The organism is Streptomyces sp. NPDC002276, assembly GCF_053891435.1.
Genome location: NZ_JBSFCQ010000037.1, coordinates 13,091 through 31,946 on the forward strand (window position 1 = coordinate 13,091; position 18,856 = coordinate 31,946).

The window sequence follows — 18,856 nt, forward strand, 5'->3', positions numbered from 1 at the left end:
CGCCAGCCACCCCCGACTCCCCGCCCGCACCCCCAGGCAAGTCCTCCAAGTCCTCGATGTTCAGCTCGCTGAAGATCCGGAACTACCGCCTGTTCTTCATCGGCCAGGTCGTCTCCAACACCGGCACCTGGATGCAGCGCATCGCCCAGGACTGGCTGGTCCTCAGCCTCACCGGCTCCTCCGCCGCCGTAGGCATCACGACCGCCCTCCAGTTCCTGCCGATGCTCCTCTTCGGACTCTACGGCGGTGTCCTCGTCGACCGGCTGCCCAAGCGCCCCACCCTCCTGGTCACCCAGTCCGCGATGGCCCTCACCGGCCTGGCGCTCGCGTTCCTGACCCTCTCCGGCCACGTCCACGTCTGGCACGTCTACGTCGCCGCCTTCGCCGTCGGCCTCGCCACGGTCGTCGACAACCCGGCCCGCCAGTCCTTCGTCTCCGAGATGGTCGGCCCCGAGCAGCTCCAGAACGCGGTCAGCCTCAACTCGGCGAACTTCCAGTCCGCCCGCCTGGTCGGCCCCGCCGTCGCGGGCGTCCTGATCACCGGTGTCGGCACCGGCTGGGCGTTCCTCTTCAACGGCCTGTCGTTCGTGGCGCCCCTGGCGAGCCTGCTCCTCATGCGCAACCGCGACCTGCACTCCGTCCAGCGCGCCCCGCGCGGCAAGGGCCAGCTCCGCGAAGGCCTGCGCTACGTCGCCGGCCGCCCCGACCTGATCTGGCCGATCGTCCTCGTCGGCTTCATCGGCACGTTCGGCTTCAACTTCCCGGTGTGGCTGTCGGCCTACGCGGACGACATCTTCCACGCGGGTGCCGGCGCCTACAGCCTGTTCAACACCCTGATGGCGGCCGGCTCCCTGATCGGCGCCCTGCTCGCCGCCCGCCGCGGCACCACCCGCCTCCGGATACTCATCGCGGCGGCAGCGGCCTTCGGCCTGCTGGAGATCGTGGCCGCGGTGGCCCCCTCCTACTGGCTGTTCGCCCTGCTCATGGTCCCGATCGGCATCGCGGGCCTGACGGTCAACGTCACGGCCAACACCGCCGTCCAGATGGGCACCGACCCGGCCATGCGCGGCCGGGTCATGGCCCTGTTCATGATGGTCTTCATGGGCGGTACGCCGGTGGGCGCACCGATCGTCGGCTGGATCACGGACGCCTACGGCCCCCGCGTGAGCTTCGCCCTCGGCGGTGCCATCGCGGCCCTGGCCGCCGCCACGATCGGCGTGATCCTGGCCCGCATCGGCGATCTGCGCCTGTCGTTCGACTGGAACCACGGCCACCCGAGCGTGGCCTTCGTCCCGCGAGAGCGGGAGCAACTGACCGCGGCGGCATGACACTTGGGGCAGGTGCTACACCTTCCGGCCCAGCACCTGCCCCGGCCACGTGTCCTCCCCGACGACGAAGGCCTCCGTTGAACCGGCGGTCGGAGGCGAGGAGACGCACATACCGCTCGGGCTCGTCGACGGCTTCGACGTACGACCCGGGGGAGTCGGTGAGGGTGAGCGTGCCGACGGGGACGCCGTCGACCTCGGCGATGTACGGCGACCCCTCCGCCTGCTGGCTGTGCGTTCACGATGGCAGGCTGGGGCTCATGAGACTCTTCGCCGCCGTGCTGCCCCCTGAGGACATCGCCGCCGAACTCGCCTCACGCGTCGAGGAGTTGAGGCGGCTGCCGGGCGCGGACGCGCTCCGCTGGACGGGGCGCCCGGGTTGGCACTTCACCCTCGCGTTCTACGGCGAGGTGGACGAGGACGCCGTACCGGAACTGTCGGCCGCGCTGGAGCGGACCGCGCGCCGGAGCGAACCGTTCGGGCTGGCGGTGCGCGGGGGTGGGCAGTTCGGGGAGGGGCGGGCGCTGTGGGCGGGGGCGGCCGGGGATCTCGCCGCGTTGCGCCTGCTGGCGGGGCGGTGCGAGGAGGCCGTAGTGGGGGAGCACCGGCGCTACCGCGCCCACCTGACGCTGGCGCGGAGCCGGGACGCGGTGGACGTGCGGCCGTATGTCGACCGGCTCGACGCGTTCGCGGGGCGGACGTGGACGGTGGACGAGCTGGTGCTCGTGCGCAGCGACCTGCCGCGGTCGGGGGTTCCGGGGGAGCGGCCGCGGTATGAGGCGGTCGCCCGCTGGGGGTTGGGGGCGGGCGGTTAGGCTCGGGTACGTGGACCCGAAATTCCGGAACCGGATCATGGCCGGTGTGCTTGTGCTGTTGTTCGTTGTCGTGGGGCTTTCGGCGGCGCTCGGTAAGTGAGGACCGGGGAACTGCGGGTCGCGTTTCGGCCGGGGGCCGGATGTGGCCGGTCGCGCAGTTCCCCGCGCCCCTAAAGGAAGGGGCGTTTGCCCTCATGGCGCCACTACCAGGCGAAGGCCTCCGGGGACGGGCCCGGCCCCGGGAAGATCTCGTCCAGCGAGGTCAGGATCTCCGCACTCAATTCCAGCTCTACGGCGCGCAGCGCTGACTCCAGTTGCTCCGCCGTGCGGGGGCCGACGATCGGGCCGGTGACGCCGGGGCGGGTGAGGAGCCAGGCCAGGGCGGCCTCTCCGGGCTCGATGCCGTGCTTGTCGAGGAGGTCCTCGTAGGCCTGGATCTGGGCGCGTGAGGTCGGGTTGGCGAGGGTGTCGGCGGCCCGGCCGCTCGCCCGGCGCCCGCCCGAGATCTCCTTCTTGATGACCCCGCCCAGCAGCCCGCCCTGGAGCGGGGACCAGGGGATGACCCCGAGGCCGTACTCCTGCGCGGCCGGGATGACCTCCATCTCGGCGCGGCGCTCGACGAGGTTGTAGAGGCACTGCTCGCTGACGAGCCCGATGGTGCCGCCACGGCGGGCGGCGACCTCGTTGGCCTGGGCGATCTTGTAACCGGGGAAGTTCGAGGAGCCGACGTAGAGGATCTTGCCCTGCTGGATCAGGGTGTCGATCGCCTGCCAGATCTCCTCGAAGGGCGTGACGCGGTCGACGTGGTGGAACTGGTAGACGTCGATGTAGTCCGTCTGGAGGCGCTTCAGCGACGCGTCCACCGCCCGCCGGATGTTCAGGGCGGAGAGCTTGTCGTGGTTGGGCCAGGCGTCGCCGTCGGCGGCCATGTTGCCGTAGACCTTGGTGGCGAGGACCGTCTTGTCGCGGTGGCCGGGGCTCTTGGCGAACCAGTTGCCGATGATCTCCTCGGTCCGCCCCTTGTTGTCACCCCACCCATACACGTTGGCGGTGTCGAAGAAGTTGATACCGGCGTCCAGCGCCACGTCCATGATCGCGTGACTGTCGGCCTCGTCGGTCTGCGGACCGAAGTTCATCGTCCCGAGGACGAGCCGGCTGACCTTGAGACCTGTGCGTCCGAGCTGCGTGTACTTCATGAGTACTTAGCCAACGGCTTCGAGTGCGCTCGATGCAAGGGGGGTCAGTCGCGGGGGAAGTCGTCGGTCTTGAGGGTGAGGCCTACTACGGTGCCGGTGAGATCCACGGCGTCCCCGAACGCCACCTTCGTCTCGGTCGCGTAGTCGTCGCCCTTGGGGTGGGTGTAGATGTGGCAGCGGCCCTGGTACGGGTCGGCGATGACGTAGACCGGGACTTCGGCGAGGGCGTACGCGGCCTTCTTCGGGCCGTAGTCGTTGGCCGCGGTGCCCTTGGAGATGACCTCGGCGACGAACTCGACGTCCTGGTGGCGCCAGCCCCCGCCCTCCGTCTTCTCGGCACCCTCGCTCATCACCGTCACGTCCGTCGCGAATCCGTTGAGGTGACCCGGGTAGTCGATACGGACGTCGGACTTCACGCGCTTCCGGGGGTACTTGGTCCGTAGCTGCTCGTAGATATCCGCGATGATCTCCCAGTGGGTATCCCACTGCGGTGACATGAAGACGGTCCCCTCGACGATCTCGACCTTGTATCCCTCGGGGGCGGGCATCTTCTCGATCCGCTCGAACCACTCGTCGAGCGTGATCTCGTCGTCGCTCTTGGCCATCGCGATCCTGTCTTCAAGGACGGTCATCGTGGCGCTCCTCCCCGGCCGCCCTCCACACAAGTGCAGCCGCGCGGTACAACGATACGCACGGTGACCGGGATGCGTAGTGATCACGCCAATGACCGCCGGTTGTCGGTCGGCCTACCTGTGCCTGCGGGAGGACCGATGCGAGGACCGATGCGAGGACCGGTGCGAGGACCGGTGGAAGGGCCCCGCGTCGGCCACCGGTTCCGGGCCGCCGTACTCCCCGTACTCCCCGTACTCCCCGCCCATCCCCCACGCCTGGTGCATCGCCGCCGCGAACGCCCCCGCGATCCGGTGCTCGCCGGAGGCGTTCGGGTGGGTGCCGTCGTATGTGTCGTGGGTGACGTCGTACGACTCCGGGAGGGAGGCCAGGAGGAGCGGGGAACGCGGGTCGTCCAGGTCGGCGACCGCCTTCGCCTGGAGTTCGTTGAAGAGGGCGACCTCGGTGGCGAAGGGGACGTCCGTCCGGGCGCGGACGTTCGGGATGACCGGCAGGAACACCATGCGGACGGAGGGCTTCGCGGCGCGGGCCTCCGCCACGAAGGCGCGCAGGTTGTCGGCCGTCTGGGCCGCGTTCGTGTAGAAGCCCAGGTCGATCAGGCCGAGGGAGACCAGGAGGACGTCCGCCCGGTGCGCGCGGACCGCCTCGCCGATCAGCGGGGTGATGTGCAGCCAGCCCTCGCCCCACCCGGCGAGGTGGAAGTGCGGGAAGTCGGGGTCGGCGTACTCGTACGACGTGGGCGTGTCCGTCGCCTTGTCGTGCAGCGTCTCGCGCGGGCCGACCACGGCGAACGGGCCGCCGTAGGTGGCGCGCAGGTGCTGCCAGATCCGGTAGCGCCATGTGTGTTCGCCCGCGCTCCCGATCGTCATGGAGTCGCCTACGGGCATGAACCTGAGCATCCGCTCATGATGGACGATCAGTGGTCGATCACCGGAGCCGGTGGGATGTGAGGCCCACCACGCCCGCCCGGTCGGGGCACTCCCGTGCCGCACCGCCGGGGATGGCAGGCTGGGGGCATGCGTCGCTTCCTCGCGTTCCTCGGCGCCGGCTTTCTCGTCGGCGCGCTCGCCCTGCCCGCAGCCGCAGCACCCGCCGACGACGGTGACGGCAAGGGCGACAAGGGGTTCACGATCACCGACTCCCGGATCACCGAGTCCAGCGGCCTCGCCGCCTCGCAGCTGCACCCGGGCATCTACTGGACGCACAACGACAGCAACGACGGCCCGTACATCTACGCCGTCGACAGCGGCACCGGCAAGACGGTCGCGACCGTCACCTTCAGCGGAGTCGGCAAGCCGCGTGACGTCGAGGCCATCTCCATCGGACCGGACAACCAGATCTACGTCGGTGACATCGGCGACAACCTCGACGGGACCTGGCCCTTCGTCTGGATCTACCAACTGCCCGAGCCGAAGGTCCTCAAGGACCAGACGATCAAGGCCAAGCAGTACGTCGTGAAGTACTCGGACGGGGCCCGCAACGCCGAGTCGCTGGTCGTGCACCCCAAGACCGGGCGCGTCTACATCATCGACAAGAAGGAGGACGGGGGGCACCTCTTCGAAGGCCCCGCGAAGCTCTCCACCTCCGGCACGAACTACTTCAAGCCCATCGCCTCCGTCGACCTCTGGGCCACCGACGCCGCGTTCTCGCCCAACGGCCAACAGCTCGCCGTACGCGGCTACTTCGGCGGTATCTACTACGACTGGAACGGCGGGAAGATCAAGCGCAAGGGGCGCCTGGACGTGCCCTTGCAGGGGCAGGGGGAGTCCGTCAGCTACTCCGCCGACGGGACCAAGCTGATGTACGGCAGCGAGGGCACCGACAGTCCCGTGCAGGCGGAGGACGCGCCGGACGGTGCCACGTCCGCCTCCAAGTCGCCCTCGGAGGGCGGGAGTTCGGCGAGCGGCGACGACGGCGGCAGCGGCTCGGGGAAGAACCTGAAGGTGGGTGCCGTCGCCGTCGTGATCGTCCTCGGGGCCGTGTTCGGGCTGCGGCGCCTCACGCGTCGTAGCTGAACTCGCTTGTGCCGCCGCGCTGTTGGACGACGACCTCAAGACCGTCCAGGATGCGGCCGAGCCCGAACTCGAAGTGGTCGAAACCGGCGGTGAAGGTGTCGGGGGAGAGGGACGCGAGGGTCGGGTAGGCGCCGGTCGCCATGGCCTTCTCCAGGGCCGGGACCTGGGCGCCGTAGAACTCCGCGTCGGTCAGGCCGGTGGAGCGGGCCGCCTCCTCCTGGTGGACCTGGGTGCGGGCGGCGCCGACGACATAGCCGTCGATCATGACGACCGTCGAGACGAGTTCCGGGTCGGTCAGGCCCATCGGGCGGATGCGGCCGAGCAGGTGCTCCAGGGTCGCGAGGGCGCGCGGTCCGAGCAGGGGGCGGGACTGGTTGACGCGCAGCAGCCAGGGGTGGCGGCGGTGCACGGCGAGCGCGTCGCGGGCCGCACCTTCCAGGGCGGCGCGCCAACCGGCGGCGGTGGCTTGGGTGTTGGGGCGGTCCGGGAGGTCCGGGAAACGGACGCGGTCCAGCATCAGGTCGAGGAGTTCGGCCTTCCCCGGGACGTACCGGTACAACGACATGGCGCCCGTGCCCAGTTCGGTGGCCACCCGCCGCATGGAGACCGCGTCGAGCCCCTCCCCGTCCGCGATGCGGATGGCCGCGTCCACGATCCGGTCGACGCTCAGGCCCGGCTTCGGGCCGCGGCTGGGGCGGGGGCCGGTGTCCCACAGCAGTTCGAGGGTGCGGCCGATGTCACCGCTGCCGCTGGATTCCTGACCGCCGCTGGCCGGCCTGCTCGTCATGGGGGGAGTCTAGGTCCGGGACCAAAACCGAGTACACCGTACGCGCAATCGGATACGGTGCACTCAGTCCGGGAGGGAGGGAGCCATGAGCAGCCACGGATACGTAGTGGAGGCCGAGGCGCTGGAGAAGCGCTACGGCGACAAGCGCGCCCTCGACGGCTTCGACCTCGCCGTCCGCGAGGGCACCGTGCACGGCCTGCTCGGCCCGAACGGCGCCGGCAAGACCACCGCCGTGCGCATCCTCTCCACGCTCGTCCGGCTCGACGGCGGCAGCGCGACCGTCGCCGGACTCGACGTGGCCCGGCAGCCGCGCCAGGTGCGTTCGCGCATCGGGCTGACCGGCCAGTACGCGGCGATCGACGAGATCCTCACCGGCCGGCAGAACCTGGAGATGTTCGGCCGCCTCTTCCATCTCGGCCGCAGGCGCGCCAAGTTGAGGGCGACCCAACTCCTGCGCCAGTTCGACCTGGAGGCCGCGGCCGACAAGGGCGCGGGCGGCTACAGCGGTGGCATGCGCCGCCGCCTGGACCTCGCGGCATCGATGATCCTGGCCCCGGCCGTCCTCTTCCTGGACGAACCGACCACCGGCCTGGACCCGCGCAGCCGGGGCGAAGTCTGGGAAGCGGTAAGGGAGTTGGTGGCCGACGGCACCACCGTCCTCCTCACCACCCAGTACCTGGAGGAGGCCGACCGGCTCGCCTCCCGCATCACCGTCATCGACCAGGGCCGGGCCATCGCCGACGACACCCTCGACGGCCTCAAGAACCGCGTCGGCGGCGACCGTGTCGAGGTCGTGGTCCGCGAACCCGCGCACATCCCCTACGCGTTGCAGGCCGTCGGGCGGGTCGCGTACGGCGGTCAACCCGAGGCCGACATCGCGGAGTTGCGCGTCCACGCGCCCGTCGCCGACCGGGTCGGCTCCCTCACCGAAGTCGCCCGGTTCCTCCAGCACTACGGCATCCCGGTCGAGGACATCGGCCTGCGCCGCCCGAGCCTGGACGACGTGTTCCTCCGGCTGACGGGCCGCCGTACCGAAGAAGAACCGGCGCCGGAACCGGAACCGGAGACCGAGGGGGCGGCGGTATGAGCGGCGCGGGCGCCTCGACGGCGGACGGCACCGGACGCACGTACCGCAGACGGCCGCAGCACGGCCGCCTGTTCTGGACGGTCGCGGACTGCTGGAACGTCGTACGGCGCGGCCTGACCCACTACCGGCGCCAACCAGTCAGCATCCTCTGGCAGTTGGGCTTCCCGATCCTGTCCGTGCTGCTGTACGGGTACGTCTTCGGCAAGGCCATCCAGGTGCCGGGCGGCGGCGACTACAAGGCGTTCCTGATGCCCGGGATGTTCGTGATGACGGTCGCCATGGGCTTCGTCTCCACGGCGACGATCTTCGTCAACGACTCCAAGAAGGGCGTCATCGACCGCTTCCGCTCGATGCCGATGGCACCGTCGGCGGTGGTGGCCGGCCGCGGGGCGACCGATCTCATCGTGTCCTGCGCGGAGTTGGGCATCATGATGGCCACGGCGTACGGCATGGGCTGGCGCCCGGAGTTCGGCACGGGCCCCGATTTCGGGATCGGCTTCGCGAAAGCCGTCGTACTCCTCCTCTCCCTGCGCTTCGCGCTGATCTGGGTGGGCGTCTGGCTGGGGTTGCTGCTGCCGGGCCCCGAGCAGGTCGGCGGCCTCTTCGCGATCGTCTTCCCGCTGACGATGATCTCCAGCATCTACGTCTCCCCGCAGCAGATGCCCCACTGGCTCGGCCAGGCCGCCCTCTGGAACCCCCTCTCCTCGACGGCCGGAGCCACCCGGGCGCTCTTCGGCGCGCCGACGGCGCGGGGCGCGTCCTGGCCGGAACAGCACGCGCTGCTGCTGGCGGGGGCGTGGCCGGCGGCGCTGACGCTGCTGTTCCTGCCGCTGGCGGTACGGCGGTTCCGCAGGCTCAGCCGGTAGGCGTCGCCCGCGTCGAAGGGGCGGCCGGGTCCGCGTCCCGTGCGCGGATGACGGCGTCGTAGAGGGATTTCGGGTCGTCCGCGTGCAGTCTGATCACGGTGACGGGGCGGGGCCTGCCGAGGAACGTCGGTACGTCGACCGGTTCGGTCAGTCGGAGGGTGAGGGAGGTCCGCGAGCCGATGGGGAGGTTCAGTTCGCCGTCCTTCTTCTCGTGCGTGAAGCGCGTCTCGCGACGGAGGGACGCGATCTGGTCGAGGGGAAGGCGGAAGTCCACGCCGGCGGCCTGCCGGATGCGCAGGGTCCGGCCGGTGAGGACGTGCGGCCGGGTACGGGACGCGGCGTGCAGACCGAGGACGAACAGGACCGTGTAGACGTCCACGACCAGCGCGACGGTGTGGACGACGGGCCAGTCGGCGAGGAGGAAGGACACGGCCACGGTCTCGACCACACAGGCGAAGACGAGGCCGTACATCATGACGGCCTGGTCCCGGCCGTGGCTGAAGACCCCGTCGGCTCTCTCGATGCCGTGCGGCCGGCGGGCGGCCCACCGGACCAGGCTCTCCATGATCCGGCCCTCGTGCGCGAGGAACCGCCGTACGGGCGCGGTGACGTCGCTGATTCGCATGAAGCCAGTGAAAACCGTGACGTCGCGACAAGGTCAAGCACGAAGGTCCGTGGTGGCCCCGATCGCGGCGGGGCCACCACTCCTGCTCGGTCACCACTCCTGCTCGGCCTGCTCCGCCTGCTCGGCCGGGTCAGCAGAGTCAGCCGCAGACGTCCAGGTCGACCTTCTCGCCGCCGTGCAGAACCGTCGGGGCGAGGGGCGAGACCGAGATGATCGTGCCCGGCTCGCAGTTGTCGACCACCCCGTGGGTGACCGCGCCGACCTTGAGATGGGCCACCGCCAGCGCCTTCTCGGCCGCCGCCAGGGGCACGCCCCCCAGGTCGAACGGCTTCACGTACGGCACGGTGGTGACGTCGCCCTTTACCGGGCCTGCCGACGTGCTCGCGGTGGTGTGGGCGGCGGCAGGCCGCGAGGAATGCGAACCGGTGCTGGTGCTGGTGCCGGTGCCTGCGGCGGCCAGGGCGGTGCCGATGCCGGCCGCGACGACGACCGCGGAGACGGCGGCGACGAAACCGGCGCGCTTGCGGCGGGTGTGCCGCCTGATGCCGGCGGCGTCGAAGTGGGGTGCCGGGGAGGTGTTGGCGAAGTCGTTCAAGACGGTTACCAGTTCCTGTTCGAGGAATTCGAGGTGGATGTCACCGTCGCGGCCGTCCGAGGGCGGCGATACGTAGCCGGTCATCGGGTCTGGGTTCCTTTCCGGGACCGCGGTGACGACGAAGGTTCGGAGAGTGCGGGTATCCGGGCCCGGAGCTTTTCGAGGCCGCGGGTGAGCTGGGACCGTACGGCGCTCGGTGATATCCGCAGGTCCTCGGCGATCTCGGCATCCGAGAGGTCGTGGAAGTAGCGCAGGACCACGACCGTGCGCATACCGATCGGCAACTCCTGGAGGGCGCGCACCAGTTGGTCCCGGCTGTCGACCCGGCCGTAGTCGTCCCCCGGGGCGGGCCGGTCGTCACCGGCGTCGTGCTGGGGGACGACCCGGCGGAATCGCTTCCACCGACGGTTGGCCAGATTGACCATGATGCGGCGCACATAGGCGTCCGGTGCGTCCATCGTGGCGATGGTGCGCCAGCGACCGCAGGCGCGCTCCAGGGTTTCCTGGACCAGGTCCTCGGCGGCCTCACGGCTCCCGGTCAGGACCAGGGCACCGCGGAACAACGCCCCCGAGCGGGTCACGACGAAGGAGTCGAAATCCGCCCCCGGCCCCAAACCGACGGACGTCGTCTCACCCCGACCACGACGGCCGGGCCGACCGCTTCGCCCCGCCTCGGAAAGCAGTGCATTCCACTTCGCTGCCAGAGCCACACCGCTCCTCCCTTCCTGTCCCCCCTATGAGCCCGAAGCGCCCCGTTCTGCTGCACCACTTCTTTGAGACGTGGGTCACACAACTGGGGGGTGGGGTGGGGGAGTGGGGGGGCGGGCGGCACGGAAGTTGATCGCACGCCGTCCGACCACCGGGCACTTGATCCTCAACTGTCCAAGGGGCAGGGCAGGTTGGGCCTGGCCCGGTTCGGGGTGCAGGTGACGAGGGCGACGGAGAGGTAAGTCGGTCGTTCGAGATAGAAGCCGTACGACGAGTCGTGGCCGGAGGCCAGCCGTGCGGTGGCGGAGGCGACGAGGGCGGCGAGGTGGCGGGCGTCGCGGTGCGCGGCGTTCGCGAACCGGGTTCGATACGCGGCGAGTTGATCACCGAGCCAGGCTGCCGCGTCGGCCGGGGCGACCCAGGTTCCGCGTACCAGCGAGGGCGGTTTGATCAACCAGTACGAGGTCTCCAACGGGGGCAGGTCGGCAGTGGGGAACTCCGCCGCCACTTCCCGGTACCGCTGGATCAACTCCGGGCGGCTGCCGGGTGGGGGCGGATCGGGGTGGGGCGGTCTGCGTAACGCCTCTTGGTCGAAGCGGGCTTTCGGGCCGGTCCACAGGTAGGCGTGGTGGTGCACCGGGGCTGGGTCCTGTTCGGGGTGTCTGCGTCTCGGGGTGCTGAAATCCCGGCCGGGCAGCGCGAGTTGGGGTCACGTCGAGGCCGGCCGGGACGGGTGAGCCGGTGGGGCCGCGCGGCTCAGCTGCCCAGCCCGAACCGCGCCGGGTCGATCCCGGCGACGCACAACTCCTCCGTGGTGAACCGCAGCGGCTCCTTGTCGGGGCGCTTGCTGTCACCGAGGGCCCAGGAGTCGTCGCCGATCCGGGCGAGGGTCACGCACCCCTCGGTACAGGGGCCGCCGCAGGCCCGGGCGAAGGCGGCCGAGGTGATGTCGAGGGCGTAGAGGTCGGTGCCGTTGAGCATGGGGGTGCCTTCCTGTCGGGTCAGTTGGAGGGGCTTGCGTGCACTCCGGAGGCGTGGTCGCGGATCTCGGTGGCGGTCTTGTCGCACGTCTGACGGTAGGAGGGGAGCGGGCGACGATTCCAGTGTTGTGCATCGATGTGCACACACGTTTTTGGGCAGCTGCTGACTGCTTTTCGCTCTTGACGATGTGCCCTTATGGAATCGAGATTGATGCACATCAGTGCACCAATTCGATGGGGGAGGTTGTCATGCGCTTACAGTTCATCGGGATCGATCCGGACACGGGACATGTCGGATCCCCAACCGCGTGGGTGGACGCGGAGAACGCGGACATCGTGCTCCAGAGCTACACGGCGGACGAGGAGACGCGAGCGCAGTGCGTGAAGAACACTGCACCCGGGCATGCGGTGGGCATCCCTGACCACGAGACCGTGATCCGTATCCCCGCCCGCCTGGTACCGATGCTGAGGGAGGCCTGCGATGCCGCAGAACGTGCCCAGCTTTGACGAACTCATCGGGGCCGCGCATCGCTCCGCCGTGCACCTCGAAATGCGCGATCAGTACGCCGTCGGCGACGAGGCGGACGACTTCAACGCGTGGCTGAGCACAGGGCAGCGGGACACCGATCCCACCTCGGAGTACTGGGCGTCCTGGGTCGACCTGATCTCCCGCACAGTCGCCCGCGGTGTCGTCGTACGCCGGGCCCGGATCGTCTCCGAACCAGTCACCGACTACATCCGCTACGAGCACGCGAGTACCGACGTCAACGTGGCGGCCGGCGAGCAGGTTCGGTGGCTGCCACGCCCTCGATCGGCCGACCTGATGCTGCCGGGCGCGGATCTGTGGATTTTCGACGGGGCACAGGTCCTCTTCAACCACTTCACCGGCGTCGGCGAATGGGCCGATCCGGCCCATTCGCTGCGCACAGAGCCGAGTATCGTCAAGCAGTGCTCGGATGCCTTCGAGGCGGTCTGGGAACGCGCGACCCCACACGACGAGTACGAGATCCACTGACAGAAAGCATCGTTGGCCGGTTCCATGCCCAAGTCCCCGTCCTCCTCGGCCCAAGCCGCGCGCGAAAACGTGGCACGTCGCCTGCGCGACCTGAGGAAGAACGCGGGCCTGACAGTCACCGGGCTGGCCAACGAGTGCGGTTGGCATCATGCCAAGACCTCACGCATCGAGAACGCCCGCACTCCTCCGTCGCCGACGGACATCCGCTTGTGGTGCCGTGCGACCGGCGCCATAGATCAGACCCCGGACCTGATCGCGGCCTCACAGAACGCGGAATCCCTGTACCGGGAGTGGCGGCAGCGCGTGCGCACGAGCCTGGCCAAACTGCAGGACAGCTACGTCGAGCAGTACCGGTCGACCGAGTTGCTACGCCAATACTCCCCGGTGCTTGTCCCCGGGGTGCTCCAGACCGAGGGGTACGCGCGCGCTCTGTTGGGCATAATTTCCCGCTTCCACGGAGTCATCGACGATGGGGCGGAGGCTGCCGCGGCCCGTGTTCGACGGTCGCAGGTTATCCATGAGCCTGGCCATCGGTTCGTACTCCTCATTGAGGAAGCGGTTCTCTACTACCAACTTGCCGATGCTGAGGACATGGCGGCGCAATTGGGCTACCTGCTCACCGCCGGAGCACTCCCACAGGTGTCGTTCGGCATCATCCCGACGACGACGCGCGAGCGAGCGATGTGGCCGCAGGAGACATTCACCATGCTTGACGACACGTTGGTGTCTGTCGAGTTGGCCACTGCCGAGGTGAGTATCACCCAGCCCTCCGAAATCGCCCTCTACATAAAGGCGTTCGGTCAGCTCCGGGGCATGGCCGTGTACGGGGCGGAAGCCCGGTCCCTGATCGTGAAGGCCATCGACGCACTGCGCTGATCCGGCCCCCGTCCCCACGCTCAGATCTTGGTTGCGTTTAGGAAGGTGCACGATGCCGCAGAACATTCCGAGCTTCGCTGAACTCCTGGACAGTGCGCGACACTCTGCCGTCCACCTGGAGATGCGAGACGCGTACGGAGTCGCCGGCGAGGCCGACGATTTCGACCACTGGCGGCGGACAGGCGAACGGGACAACGACCCGGAGTCTCCGTACTGGGGTCCTTGGACGAGTCTCATCCGCCGTACGGTCGCTCGTGGCGTGGTCGTGCGCCGGGCCCGCATCGTGTCGGAGCCGGTCAGCGACTACATCCGCTACGAGCACGCGGGTACGCCGGTCAACATCGAGGCCGGTGAGCTGGTGCGGTGGCTTCCGCGTCGGCAGGCCTCCGACATCGCGCTGCCGGGCAACGACTTCTGGCTCCTGGACGACCGGCTGATCCGCTGGAACCACTTCACCGGAGACGGTGCGTCCGGTGGCGGAGAGATCAGCGAGGATCCGGCCGCGGCGAAACTGTGCGTCGAGGCGTTCGAGGCGGTGTGGGCGCGAGCTACCCCGCACCAGAAGTACGAGATCAGCTAGCGCGCGGGGCCCACGGTCGGTTCAAGTCTGTCTCTCCCGTCGCAGCCCGCACACCGGCCCGTCCGCGAGGAGTGGTTGCGTCTCCCCGGGAAGGGGGTTGCCCGGGTCCGTCGGGACCTCGACGTCTGAGCGTAGTACGTAGAAGCGGGCTGGATCGTTTTCGCTCTGCCAGAGCGGGAGTTGGGGGCGCGGCGGGGACTGCCAGCACGCTTCCTCGGTCGGGAACGGCAGGTGGCCGCCGACCGCGCGGGAGCGTTTCGACCAGCGGCGCCAGCGGGCGTCGTAGGCGGTCGGGAGGCGCCAGACGTATGGGTCCGGGGTGCGGGGTTCCCGTGCAAGAGCCTTGTCGCTCAAGGGGGTTCGGGGAGTGAGGAGGCGGGTCGTTGCCTCATAAAGCCGCCGGAGCATGAGCCGCCTCCAGTCCGAACCGGGCCCATACGCACTTCGCGTACGGCTCCTGGCGGCATCCCCAGTGGTCGGCCAGTGCCGCGACCAGTGCGAGACCCCGGCCGCCTTCCTCCTCCGGGGTCGAGTCGTGGGGGCGGGGCAGTCTGTCCCGGTCCGGGTCTGAGATCTCAAGGAGCAACTCCGTCTTGCTGAGGGTGAGTTCGACCTTGATCTCGGAGTAGGGGACCCGGCAGTGGGTCACGGCGTTGGTGACGAGTTCGTTCGCCAACAGGGTTACCGCGTCGGCGAGTTCATCGGTGATGCCCCAGTCGGCGAGTGTCTTGCGGAGCCGTTGGCGGGCGGTGGGGACGTGCCGGCGGTGCTTGGGGATGCGGAAGCTCTCGGACGCGGGCATGGGGGAACTCCGTCCTGACGTGCCGTCAAGGTGGGTTGCGCTGCGGCGCGTTCAAGAAGTTAGGGCTGGATGCGCGATCCGCGCAATGTGAATCGGCGAATACATTCGCGAGTGTCACTCGATCGAGTGATGAGGCCCTGAGGTTGACGCTCGGTGTGGCATCGTTGCCGCAGAAGAGGGGAGGGCCCATGCCCGCAGGTGGACGGCCGACGGTGCGCAGTAGGCGCTTGGGTACGGCACTCAGGCAGTACAGGCTGGCCGCCAAGCTCGATCAACCGCAGGCCGCCGAAGTCATCGCGTCAAGTCAGGCCAGGATCAGTCGGGTTGAGAGCGGGCATGCGACGCCGCGCGTCATCGAGGTGCGGTTGCTGCTGGAGGAGTACGGCGTCACTGACCTGGAAGTACGTGCGAAGCTGGAGGAGTTGGCCAAGTACCCCAAGAAACGGGGGTGGTGGCTGGAGCACGCTGCGCATCTGCGTCCGGACTACTTGGATCACATCGCGCTGGAGGACGACGCGAGCCATATCTGGCAGTGGCATCCGGTTCTGGTTCCAGGACTTCTGCAGAGCTCGGCCTACGCCGGGGCGGTCATCGCAGAAGGGCCCAGCCTTCTCTCATCTGAGTACGTCACGCGATTGGCGAAGGTGAGGGCGCAGCGGCAGGAGAAAATCACGGAAGGCGGCGTTCCTTACCACGTCGTCATCTGGGAAGCCGTCGTCAGGCACCCTCTGGTGAATGATGCAGAGATCCACCGAGGGCAATTGTCGGCGCTCCTCGAAGCCGGGAAGCGGACGAACGTCACTTTGCAGGTTCTGCCGTTCAGCGCTGGCGCGCTGGTAGCCGCCGGTACCCCCGCCTTCGTCGCTTTCAGCTTCGATTCCGAGCCGACGTTCGAGGCTGTGACCATGGACGACTTGATGAGTACCTCGGTCCTTGAGTCCCCGCAGGATCTGGCTGTTTACGCCAGCGCGTATGACCGGCTGAGGTCGTCGGCATTGACGTCGGAGGAGAGTGCAAAGCTCATCCGGAGCGCGTTGCAAGCCGCCGAGAAAGGCGAATCGTGATCGAGTTGGTTGGGCCGTTTCGGAAGGCTTCCTACTCCACACAGTTGGGCGAATGCGTCGAGGTCGCCGAAACAGTCACCCACGGCCGAGCCGTCCGCGACAGCAAGCACTCGGAACACGGGCCTCTCCTCACCGTCTCCGGCGAGAGTTGGCGCGACTTCCTCCGGCAGTTCTGACGCCCCCCACCACCACACCCCCTCCCAAAAAGTGTGACACTCCCCCACGAAGCGTCACACTTTTCTAGAGTCACCCCGGGAGGCTACGTGCGCGGCAACGACGTGTTCGTGAGGGGGAGTTGCCGCGTCGCCCCCGCCACTTCAGGAGACCCGCAGGACGCTCTTGCCCAGGGTGGTGCCGTCGGTGAGGCGCTGTACGGCGACGGCCAGGTCGGGCAGTTCGTACTCCGCGGTGATGTCCACGCGCACGTGACCGTCCGCGACGAGGTCGAGTGCGCGGCGGGCGCTGTCGGCGAGTTGCTCCGGGTGGGTCTGGCTGAGCAGGTTGCCGTTGTAGGTCATGAGGGACGCGCCCTGTGTGAGGAGGTCGTTGGCGTTGGCCAGGACGGGGTCGTACGTGCTGAGGTTGCCGTATGCCACCAGTCGGCCGTGCGCCGCGAGTTGTTGCAGGCCGTACCGCCTGGTCGCGCCGCCGACCGGGTCGAGGATCACGTCGAACTTCTCGTCGCCGGGCTTGTCCTGGAACTCCTCGCGCAGCAGGACCTGGTCGTAGCCGAACTGGGCGGCGTAGTCGGCCCTGGCGCTGTTGCCCGCCACTCCGACGACCCGGCCGGCGCCGGCCAGGCGGGCGAACTGGGCGGCCAGGGTGCCGACCGAACCGGCGGCGGCGTGGACCAGCACACTCTCGCCGGGCCGTACCCGCGAGACGGTGTTGATCAGGTCGTAGGCGGTCGGTGCGCCCCAGCCGAGGCCTGCCGCCGTCCGTAGCGGCAGGTCGCCGATGTTCAGCGTGAGCGCGGCGGGTGCCAGGGCCACCTCGGCGAAGGCTCCCGCGGGCGTCAGCGCGGCGACAGGCTCGCCGATACGGCTCGCGTCGACGCCGTCACCGACCCCCACGATGTGCCCGGAGGCCTCGAAGCCCGGTACGAAGGGGCGCGGCACGGGGAAGTGACCGTCGCGGATCATGGTGTCGCCCCACTGGATCCCGGCGTAGGCGACGCGGATCGCCACCTGGCCGGGGCCCGGGGAGGGTTCGTCGAGGTCGGTGACGCGGTAGTGGTTCTCGGCGTCGAAAAGGACAGCCTTCATTACAGCCCCTTGTGCTGACTCAGTATCCTTATAGTCGTCAGTCGAGGACTGTAGGTATGTAAGGTTCCTGAGTCAATCCATGAACCTGTTAATGGAGTGGGAGAACACGATGGAGGCTCCGGTCGAGGACGACCTCTGTGTCCGGATCAGGCGCTCCGAGCAGGCGCTGATGGCACACCACGAGGCGGTGTTGCGGGCCTACGGGCTGACCATGACGCAGTACACCGTGCTGTTGACCCTCTCGCGCGAGGGGGGCATGTCCGGCTCTCAACTGGCCCGCTCCTGCGGGGTGACGCAGCAGACCATGAGCAGCGTGCTCACCAATATGGAGACCAAGGAGCTCATCCGCCGCGAGACGTCCCCCGTCCACGCCAAGGTGCAGATCGCCACGCTCACGGACGAGGGCCGGGCACTCCTGGACCGCGCCTACCAGGAGGTGGTCATCCTTGAGCGTGCCCTCGCGGACGCGTTCACGCCTTCCGAACATGCCGCACTGCGCGAGCTCCTGGAGCGGGCCACCACCGTGCTGATCCAACAGACGCGCCAGGCGGCCGGCCCGCCCCCCGTCTGAGGCTTCGGCTGCTTGCCCGTTACCCGCGCGGCAACGACGTGTTCGTGATGGGGAGTTGCTGCGTCGCCCCCGCCACGTACATGTCCCTCGGTGCCGTGCGCAGCGTGAACGTGTCGTCGTAGCCCGTGACGCGGACCGACAGGGCGAACGTGCCGCCGTACGTGGCGATCGTCTTCACGTCGTACTCCTGCTCCCAGTAGGTCTGTAGGAAGACCTCGGTGCCCGCGGGCTGGACCCCCTTGGGGAGCGTGACCCGGCCCGTGACGGTGAGGATGTCGCCGGACTTCACCTTCTTCTTGCTGACCCGGTAACTGACCGAGCTGGACTGGGCGTTGGCGGTCACCGTGGTGTCCGCGTAGTAGCCGTCCTGCGGGGTGTTGAGGTTGCCGTCCACGTCGTACAGGGCGGTGATCTCCACCCCCTGCTGGACGTTGAGCAGGCTGCTGCCGGTCGTGTGGTCGATGGTGACGTCGGGGATGGTGAACTTCCCGTTCGCGTCGGTGACCGGCGTGCCCAGGTCGCGGGGTTCGTAGTAGGTGGGGTCGATCGGGTCGCCCCACGGGTTCCACGTGGTGAACTTGACGACTTCCTGGACCGTGACGGGGATGTTCGGCGCGGGCGTACCGTCGGCCTTGGTGACCGTGCCGGTGACGTCGACGCGACGGTTGGCGGAGGTGGTGGCGGCCGGGTCGGTGGTCACCTTCAGGACGTAGGCGTCGCCGGGGGAGGGGTCCGCGGAGGCGGCGGGCGCGGACAGGGCACCGGCGGCGAGCAGCAGCGCGGCGGTGGCGGCGAGCCGCGTCGGCAGGGGCTTCCTGGTCATGGGGCAACTCCAACTTCGGTCGGGAGTGCAGGAGTTGCGCCGCGAGGGTGCGACGCAACGGGTTCGACCGGTGGTGTGGAGTGAGAGTTGTTCGCTGTGCTGTCGCTGTTACGTGACTGTGGCGGTGTGGGTGATTTGCCCGAGTTCTGGGTTCACCTCGATGTCGGGCGTAGGCCGCCCGCCGTCCTCTACGACGACAAGACGACGAAGGGCGCCCCGCAACCAGCTCGC

General features: G+C 68.9%; 24 protein-coding genes. 12 read left to right on the forward strand and 12 right to left on the reverse strand.

All coding sequences use genetic code 11. The annotated features are described in order from the left end of the window. Positions 1-56: 56 nt before the first annotated feature. Both ACWIHT_RS45790 and thpR read left to right on the forward strand, forming a co-directional pair. The gene (locus tag ACWIHT_RS45790) at positions 57-1,328 is read left to right on the forward strand and encodes an MFS transporter (protein WP_456174579.1); all 1,272 of its coding nucleotides are present in this window, start codon (positions 57-59) and stop codon (positions 1,326-1,328) included. Positions 1,329-1,585: 257 nt separating this feature from the next. Next, positions 1,586-2,140: an RNA 2',3'-cyclic phosphodiesterase gene (gene thpR / locus ACWIHT_RS45795; RefSeq protein WP_456174580.1), complete on the forward strand. Its 555-nt coding sequence runs from the start codon at positions 1,586-1,588 to the stop codon at positions 2,138-2,140. 203 nt (positions 2,141-2,343) lie between these two features. Here the strand turns inward: thpR and ACWIHT_RS45800 are convergent, their stop codons facing one another. The 3 genes from ACWIHT_RS45800 to ACWIHT_RS45810 form a co-directional block, all read right to left on the reverse strand. Beyond that, positions 2,344-3,336 carry an aldo/keto reductase gene (locus tag ACWIHT_RS45800; protein ID WP_456174581.1) on the reverse strand — a complete coding sequence of 331 codons (993 nt, stop codon included), beginning with the start codon at positions 3,334-3,336 and terminating at the stop codon, positions 2,344-2,346. 44 nt (positions 3,337-3,380) lie between these two features. Next, a complete protein-coding gene (locus tag ACWIHT_RS45805; RefSeq protein ID WP_456174582.1) occupies positions 3,381-3,968 on the reverse strand; it encodes a Uma2 family endonuclease in 588 nt (195 codons plus the stop codon). Positions 3,969-4,082: 114 nt separating this feature from the next. Continuing rightward, positions 4,083-4,865: an SGNH/GDSL hydrolase family protein gene (locus tag ACWIHT_RS45810; RefSeq protein WP_456174583.1), complete on the reverse strand. Its 783-nt coding sequence runs from the start codon at positions 4,863-4,865 to the stop codon at positions 4,083-4,085. A 117-nt stretch (positions 4,866-4,982) separates the two neighbouring features. On the opposite strand from ACWIHT_RS45810, the gene ACWIHT_RS45815 reads away from it, so the two are divergent. Next, a complete protein-coding gene (locus ACWIHT_RS45815; RefSeq protein ID WP_456174584.1) occupies positions 4,983-5,981 on the forward strand; it encodes a WD40 repeat domain-containing protein in 999 nt (332 codons plus the stop codon). Here ACWIHT_RS45815 and ACWIHT_RS45820 read toward each other — a convergent pair. Next, entirely contained in the window at positions 5,965-6,768 is an 804-nt protein-coding gene (locus ACWIHT_RS45820; protein WP_456174585.1) for a TetR/AcrR family transcriptional regulator, read from the reverse strand. The two genes, ACWIHT_RS45815 and ACWIHT_RS45820, sit on opposite strands and share 17 nt — an antisense overlap. Before the next feature lie 85 nt (positions 6,769-6,853). Here ACWIHT_RS45820 and ACWIHT_RS45825 point away from each other — a divergent pair, with 85 nt between their 5' ends. Both ACWIHT_RS45825 and ACWIHT_RS45830 read left to right on the forward strand, forming a co-directional pair. Then, positions 6,854-7,855 carry an ATP-binding cassette domain-containing protein gene (locus tag ACWIHT_RS45825; protein WP_456174586.1) on the forward strand — a complete coding sequence of 334 codons (1,002 nt, stop codon included), beginning with the start codon at positions 6,854-6,856 and terminating at the stop codon, positions 7,853-7,855. Then, entirely contained in the window at positions 7,852-8,721 is an 870-nt protein-coding gene (locus tag ACWIHT_RS45830) for an ABC transporter permease (protein ID WP_456174587.1), read from the forward strand. The genes ACWIHT_RS45825 and ACWIHT_RS45830 overlap by 4 nt, the downstream gene beginning before the upstream one ends. Here ACWIHT_RS45830 and ACWIHT_RS45835 read toward each other — a convergent pair. The 5 genes from ACWIHT_RS45835 to ACWIHT_RS45855 form a co-directional block, all read right to left on the reverse strand. After that, positions 8,711-9,346, reverse strand: coding sequence for a hypothetical protein (locus tag ACWIHT_RS45835; protein WP_456174588.1), 636 nt, complete (start codon positions 9,344-9,346; stop codon positions 8,711-8,713). The two genes, ACWIHT_RS45830 and ACWIHT_RS45835, sit on opposite strands and share 11 nt — an antisense overlap. A 139-nt stretch (positions 9,347-9,485) precedes the next feature. After that, positions 9,486-10,025 (reverse strand): hypothetical protein, encoded by a 540-nt coding sequence (locus ACWIHT_RS45840; RefSeq protein ID WP_456174589.1) that lies wholly within the window; start codon positions 10,023-10,025, stop codon positions 9,486-9,488. Continuing rightward, on the reverse strand, positions 10,022-10,555 hold the full coding sequence (locus tag ACWIHT_RS45845; RefSeq protein ID WP_456174613.1) for a SigE family RNA polymerase sigma factor: 534 nt from the start codon (positions 10,553-10,555) through the stop codon (positions 10,022-10,024). The genes ACWIHT_RS45840 and ACWIHT_RS45845 overlap by 4 nt, the downstream gene beginning before the upstream one ends. A 260-nt stretch (positions 10,556-10,815) precedes the next feature. Then, positions 10,816-11,286: a hypothetical protein gene (locus ACWIHT_RS45850; RefSeq protein WP_456174590.1), complete on the reverse strand. Its 471-nt coding sequence runs from the start codon at positions 11,284-11,286 to the stop codon at positions 10,816-10,818. A 119-nt stretch (positions 11,287-11,405) separates the two neighbouring features. After that, the gene (locus ACWIHT_RS45855) at positions 11,406-11,630 is read right to left on the reverse strand and encodes a DUF397 domain-containing protein (RefSeq protein WP_456174591.1); all 225 of its coding nucleotides are present in this window, start codon (positions 11,628-11,630) and stop codon (positions 11,406-11,408) included. A gap of 248 nt (positions 11,631-11,878) precedes the next feature. Here ACWIHT_RS45855 and ACWIHT_RS45860 point away from each other — a divergent pair, with 248 nt between their 5' ends. From ACWIHT_RS45860 to ACWIHT_RS45875, 4 genes are read left to right on the forward strand one after another with little or no spacing between them, the layout of a single operon-like run. After that, a complete protein-coding gene (locus ACWIHT_RS45860; protein WP_456174614.1) occupies positions 11,879-12,136 on the forward strand; it encodes a hypothetical protein in 258 nt (85 codons plus the stop codon). Continuing rightward, positions 12,111-12,644, forward strand: coding sequence for a DUF6879 family protein (locus ACWIHT_RS45865; RefSeq protein WP_456174592.1), 534 nt, complete (start codon positions 12,111-12,113; stop codon positions 12,642-12,644). Before ACWIHT_RS45860 ends, ACWIHT_RS45865 begins: the two co-directional genes overlap by 26 nt. Before the next feature lie 24 nt (positions 12,645-12,668). Next, entirely contained in the window at positions 12,669-13,520 is an 852-nt protein-coding gene (locus ACWIHT_RS45870; RefSeq protein ID WP_456174593.1) for a helix-turn-helix domain-containing protein, read from the forward strand. A 52-nt stretch (positions 13,521-13,572) separates the two neighbouring features. After that, positions 13,573-14,100, forward strand: a complete 528-nt coding sequence (locus tag ACWIHT_RS45875; protein WP_456174594.1) for a DUF6879 family protein — start codon at positions 13,573-13,575, stop codon at positions 14,098-14,100. A 388-nt stretch (positions 14,101-14,488) separates the two neighbouring features. On the opposite strand, the gene ACWIHT_RS45880 is transcribed toward ACWIHT_RS45875, so the two are convergent. Further along, entirely contained in the window at positions 14,489-14,902 is a 414-nt protein-coding gene (locus ACWIHT_RS45880) for an ATP-binding protein (RefSeq protein WP_456174595.1), read from the reverse strand. Positions 14,903-15,090: 188 nt separating this feature from the next. Between ACWIHT_RS45880 and ACWIHT_RS45885 the strand changes: the two genes are divergently transcribed. Both ACWIHT_RS45885 and ACWIHT_RS45890 read left to right on the forward strand, forming a co-directional pair. Further along, positions 15,091-15,966, forward strand: a complete 876-nt coding sequence (locus tag ACWIHT_RS45885; RefSeq protein ID WP_456174596.1) for a helix-turn-helix domain-containing protein — start codon at positions 15,091-15,093, stop codon at positions 15,964-15,966. After that, a complete protein-coding gene (locus ACWIHT_RS45890) occupies positions 15,963-16,142 on the forward strand; it encodes a DUF397 domain-containing protein (RefSeq protein ID WP_456174597.1) in 180 nt (59 codons plus the stop codon). Before ACWIHT_RS45885 ends, ACWIHT_RS45890 begins: the two co-directional genes overlap by 4 nt. A 141-nt stretch (positions 16,143-16,283) precedes the next feature. Here the strand turns inward: ACWIHT_RS45890 and ACWIHT_RS45895 are convergent, their stop codons facing one another. Continuing rightward, positions 16,284-17,231, reverse strand: coding sequence for a quinone oxidoreductase family protein (locus tag ACWIHT_RS45895; protein WP_456174598.1), 948 nt, complete (start codon positions 17,229-17,231; stop codon positions 16,284-16,286). A gap of 79 nt (positions 17,232-17,310) precedes the next feature. Here ACWIHT_RS45895 and ACWIHT_RS45900 point away from each other — a divergent pair, with 79 nt between their 5' ends. Continuing rightward, positions 17,311-17,802 (forward strand): MarR family winged helix-turn-helix transcriptional regulator, encoded by a 492-nt coding sequence (locus ACWIHT_RS45900; RefSeq protein ID WP_456174599.1) that lies wholly within the window; start codon positions 17,311-17,313, stop codon positions 17,800-17,802. A gap of 19 nt (positions 17,803-17,821) precedes the next feature. Here the strand turns inward: ACWIHT_RS45900 and ACWIHT_RS45905 are convergent, their stop codons facing one another. Further along, positions 17,822-18,625 carry an acyl carrier protein gene (locus tag ACWIHT_RS45905; RefSeq protein ID WP_456174600.1) on the reverse strand — a complete coding sequence of 268 codons (804 nt, stop codon included), beginning with the start codon at positions 18,623-18,625 and terminating at the stop codon, positions 17,822-17,824. Between the last annotated feature and the right edge of the window lie 231 nt (positions 18,626-18,856).

Bases quoted from the DNA above. Each gene is read 5' to 3' on its own strand.
- ACWIHT_RS45790 (WP_456174579.1), top strand. From the start codon at position 57: ATGTTCAGCTCGCTGAAGATCCGGAACTACCGCCTGTTCTTCATCGGC.
- thpR (WP_456174580.1), top strand. From the start codon at position 1,586: ATGAGACTCTTCGCCGCCGTGCTGCCCCCTGAGGACATCGCCGCCGAA.
- ACWIHT_RS45800 (WP_456174581.1), bottom strand. From the start codon at position 3,336: ATGAAGTACACGCAGCTCGGACGCACAGGTCTCAAGGTCAGCCGGCTC.
- ACWIHT_RS45805 (WP_456174582.1), bottom strand. From the start codon at position 3,968: ATGACCGTCCTTGAAGACAGGATCGCGATGGCCAAGAGCGACGACGAG.
- ACWIHT_RS45810 (WP_456174583.1), bottom strand. From the start codon at position 4,865: ATGCTCAGGTTCATGCCCGTAGGCGACTCCATGACGATCGGGAGCGCG.
- ACWIHT_RS45815 (WP_456174584.1), top strand. From the start codon at position 4,983: ATGCGTCGCTTCCTCGCGTTCCTCGGCGCCGGCTTTCTCGTCGGCGCG.
- ACWIHT_RS45820 (WP_456174585.1), bottom strand. From the start codon at position 6,768: ATGACGAGCAGGCCGGCCAGCGGCGGTCAGGAATCCAGCGGCAGCGGT.
- ACWIHT_RS45825 (WP_456174586.1), top strand. From the start codon at position 6,854: ATGAGCAGCCACGGATACGTAGTGGAGGCCGAGGCGCTGGAGAAGCGC.
- ACWIHT_RS45830 (WP_456174587.1), top strand. From the start codon at position 7,852: ATGAGCGGCGCGGGCGCCTCGACGGCGGACGGCACCGGACGCACGTAC.
- ACWIHT_RS45835 (WP_456174588.1), bottom strand. From the start codon at position 9,346: ATGCGAATCAGCGACGTCACCGCGCCCGTACGGCGGTTCCTCGCGCAC.
- ACWIHT_RS45840 (WP_456174589.1), bottom strand. From the start codon at position 10,025: ATGACCGGCTACGTATCGCCGCCCTCGGACGGCCGCGACGGTGACATC.
- ACWIHT_RS45855 (WP_456174591.1), bottom strand. From the start codon at position 11,630: ATGCTCAACGGCACCGACCTCTACGCCCTCGACATCACCTCGGCCGCC.
- ACWIHT_RS45860 (WP_456174614.1), top strand. From the start codon at position 11,879: ATGCGCTTACAGTTCATCGGGATCGATCCGGACACGGGACATGTCGGA.
- ACWIHT_RS45865 (WP_456174592.1), top strand. From the start codon at position 12,111: ATGCCGCAGAACGTGCCCAGCTTTGACGAACTCATCGGGGCCGCGCAT.
- ACWIHT_RS45870 (WP_456174593.1), top strand. From the start codon at position 12,669: ATGCCCAAGTCCCCGTCCTCCTCGGCCCAAGCCGCGCGCGAAAACGTG.
- ACWIHT_RS45875 (WP_456174594.1), top strand. From the start codon at position 13,573: ATGCCGCAGAACATTCCGAGCTTCGCTGAACTCCTGGACAGTGCGCGA.
- ACWIHT_RS45880 (WP_456174595.1), bottom strand. From the start codon at position 14,902: ATGCCCGCGTCCGAGAGCTTCCGCATCCCCAAGCACCGCCGGCACGTC.
- ACWIHT_RS45885 (WP_456174596.1), top strand. From the start codon at position 15,091: ATGCCCGCAGGTGGACGGCCGACGGTGCGCAGTAGGCGCTTGGGTACG.
- ACWIHT_RS45895 (WP_456174598.1), bottom strand. From the start codon at position 17,231: ATGAAGGCTGTCCTTTTCGACGCCGAGAACCACTACCGCGTCACCGAC.
- ACWIHT_RS45900 (WP_456174599.1), top strand. From the start codon at position 17,311: ATGAACCTGTTAATGGAGTGGGAGAACACGATGGAGGCTCCGGTCGAG.
- ACWIHT_RS45905 (WP_456174600.1), bottom strand. From the start codon at position 18,625: ATGACCAGGAAGCCCCTGCCGACGCGGCTCGCCGCCACCGCCGCGCTG.